At 53.8% G+C, this 3,460-nt stretch carries 2 protein-coding genes; one reads left to right on the forward strand and one right to left on the reverse strand.

Going from position 1 to position 3,460, the window contains the following annotated elements; translation table 11 throughout:
• The first annotated feature begins 272 nt into the window (after positions 1–272).
• The gene (gene tynA, locus HX778_RS19850; RefSeq protein ID WP_176982842.1) at positions 273–2,546 is read left to right on the forward strand and encodes a primary-amine oxidase; all 2,274 of its coding nucleotides are present in this window, start codon (positions 273–275) and stop codon (positions 2,544–2,546) included.
• 41 nt (positions 2,547–2,587) lie between these two features.
• Here the strand turns inward: tynA and HX778_RS19855 are convergent, their stop codons facing one another.
• Positions 2,588–3,277, reverse strand: coding sequence for a class I SAM-dependent methyltransferase (locus tag HX778_RS19855; protein ID WP_176982843.1), 690 nt, complete (start codon positions 3,275–3,277; stop codon positions 2,588–2,590).
• Between the last annotated feature and the right edge of the window lie 183 nt (positions 3,278–3,460).

Below are 3,460 nucleotides of genomic sequence, written 5' to 3' on the forward strand. Positions count from 1 at the left end.
CCTCTCCCTAAAAGGGAGAGGGAACAAACAAATCCCCCCATAGGTTGTTTTCCCCCTCTCCCTCTGGGAGAGGGCCGGGGTGAGGGCTGAATTTAACCCGACGCTCATTTACCCAAAGGAATAAATCTCCCCAATCCCACATTCTGGCAACCACAGCAAAACGCTTGGCAGGGAATACAAGGGAAGCCCCGGCGGAAGTTGTTATGTTGAATCCGACAGACTTTATCCAGCACGCACATAACAACACAACGCACTTTTAAGGTGAGAAAGCGATGACAATGAAAACTGGAAAAAAAACGCTGGCGCTGGCTATTGCGCTCCTGACCTCGGCGGGGATTAACGCCCCTGCTTTTGCCCACGGCGGCGAGGCACATATGGTGCCAATGCAAAAAACGCTCGCGGATTTTGGCGCCGACGTCCAGTGGGACGATTACGCGCAGATGTTTACCATCGTCAAAGACGGTGCCTACGTGAAGGTGAAGCCCAACGCCACCTCCGCCATCGTGAATGGCAAAACGCTCAAGCTTGAAGTCCCGGTTACCTTTAAGGACAAAACGGCGTTTATCTCCGAAGGGTTTATCAATGAAGTGTTCCAGTCCGGGCTGGATCAAACCTTTGCGGTCGAGAAAAAACCGCACCCGCTCAACTCCCTGAGCGCCGACGAAATTAATCAAACGGTGGAGATAATCAAAGCCGCGGCGGGCTACAAGCCGAATATTCGCTTTACCGAGATTTCCCTGCGCGAGCCGCCGAAGGAGCAAGTCTGGAAGTTTGTGATGGACGGCACCAGCGTCAGCCAGCCGCGTGAGGCGGACGTCATCATGCTTGACGGCCGGCATATTATTGAAGCCACGGTAGATTTGGCCGCCGGAAAGGTGAAAAGCTGGAAACCGATTGAAGGCGCTCAGGGCATGGTGCTGCTGGACGATTTTGCCAGCGTACAGTCGATAATCAACAACAGCAAAGAGTTCGCCGAAGCGGTGAAAAAACGCGGCATCAGCGATCCGTCAAAAGTGGTCACTACCCCGCTTACCGTCGGCTATTTCGACGGCAAAGACGGCCTGAAGCAGGATCAGCGCCTGCTGAAAGTGGTGAGTTATCTTGACGTCGGCGATGGTAACTATTGGGCGCACCCGATTGAAAACCTGGTGGCGGTGGTCGATCTCGAGCAGAAAAAAATCATCAAGATTGAGGAAGGTCCGGTCATTCCCGTGCCGATGACCCCGCGCCCTTATGATGGCCGTGACCGGCAGGCGGCCAACCTGAAACCGCTGAATATCATTGAGCCAGAAGGGAAAAATTACACCATTACCGGCGACACGATCCGTTGGCAAAACTGGGATTTGCACCTGCGGCTGGACTCACGCGTGGGCCCAATCATCTCCACCGTGACCTGGAACGACAACGGCACCAAACGAAAGATCATGTATGAGGGGTCGCTCGGCGGGATGATCGTGCCGTATGGCGACCCGGATATCGGCTGGTATTTTAAGGCCTATCTGGATGCCGGTGATTACGGCATGGGCACGCTGACTTCCCCTATCGTGCGCGGTAAAGACGCGCCGGGCAATGCCGTCCTGCTGGACGAAACTCTGGCCGATTACACCGGCAAGCCAACCACTATTCCGCGCGCCATTGCGGTTTTCGAACGCTACGCCGGGCCGGAGTATAAGCACCAGGAGATGGGCCAGCCGAACGTCAGCAGCGAACGCCGCGAGCTGGTGATCCGCTGGATAAGCACCGTCGGCAACTACGACTACATTTTTGACTGGGTCTTCCACCAGAACGGCACCATCGGTATTGACGCAGGCGCGACCGGCATCGAAGCGGTAAAAGGCGTGAAGGCCAAAACCATGCACGACGCCACCGCGAAAGAAGATACCCGCTACGGCACGCTTATCGACCACAATATTGTTGGCACAACCCATCAGCATATTTATAACTTCCGCCTGGATCTGGACGTCGACGGCGAAAACAACAGCCTGACCGCTATCGACCCGGTAGTGAAGCCGAACACCGGCGGCGGGCCGCGCACAAGTACGATGCAAACCAATGAATATGCGATTAAAAACGAGCAGGACGCGGCGCAGAAATTTGATCCGGGCACCGTCCGTTTACTCAGCAATCCGAACAAAGAAAACCGCATGGGCAACCCGGTTTCCTACCAGCTGATCCCTTACGCAGGAGGGACTCACCCCGTCGCAACCGGCGCTAAGTTTGCCCCGGACGAGTGGATTTACCACCGCCTGAGCTTTATGGATAAGCAGCTGTGGGTGACTCGCTATAACCCGGATGAACGCTATTCCGAAGGGAAATACCCGAACCGCTCCGCGCACGACACCGGTCTGGGAGCATACAGCAAAGATAATCAGTCGCTGGAAAACACGGACAACGTCGTCTGGTTAACCACCGGCACCACGCATATTGCCCGCGCAGAAGAGTGGCCCATTATGCCGACCGAGTGGGTACATGCCCTGCTGAAGCCGTGGAACTTCTTTAACGAAACGCCAACGCTGGTAAAGTCAGAGGACATTACCAGTAAATAATCGGTTTGCGGCGCGCTATTTCAGCGCGCCGCCTTTTTAATTCAGGGCTTAATAGCCTGCCAGCCGTGAATGAGCAGCGACTGGAAGAATGGCTGTGCGCTGGTAAATCCCGCGTCAAGAAGTAACGTTTCGGTTTGACGAGGCGGTAGCAAAAGCAAACGCTGGCTAAGCTCAGCTTTCACCTCAGAAATGTCGCGCTCGCGTTGAGTATAAGCCTGCTGCAGCGCAACCCAATTTTTTAATTGCCCGTCAAAATCGGGATCCGCCATGTCTCCCGCTATTTCAGCGGCAATCAGCAGCCCTGTCGGTTTTAGCCTGTCGGCAATGTGCTGGTAAATATCACCGCGCTGCGGGTGCTGAATAAAGTGCGCCACCAGCAAACACAAAGCGGCGTCGTATTTTTCCCGTTCTGGAACGTCGATAACGTGGCCTTCAATCAGCGTGCAGCGGTCGCTCAGCCCTTCTCGCTCAAGCTTTTCTGCACAAACGGCAAGCATATCGGGAGAAGGATCCACGCCGGTAAACCGCCACCCAGGATGCTGATGTGCCAGCCTGACGATTTCCGTCCCGGTGCCTACGCCGACGCAGAGCACCTGCGCGTTCTCCGCAAGGCCCCTTAACAACAGCGCTATCAACGAATGCAGATTGTTTGCAATGTCTTTCAGGCGTTCGCTACTGGCGTCGTACTGGCGGGAAAACTCCGCGTTGAAAATGTCATTTGTATCGTGCATCACATCGCCTCTGATGGATTTTCGGTGGAAAACTGGGCAATAAACACCCAATAAACTCATGTAACTTACGATAACACATGAAATGAAACTTTAAAAATTGTTTCCTTTTCGTACTCTTCACATCTTGTTGAGTCGAATTATATTTATAAGTAATCTTCAATTATTTTCCTGATGACATTTTTT

The sequence above is a fragment of the Cedecea sp. P7760 genome (assembly GCF_013386425.1).
Lineage (GTDB): Bacteria > Pseudomonadota > Gammaproteobacteria > Enterobacterales > Enterobacteriaceae > Cedecea > Cedecea selenatireducens.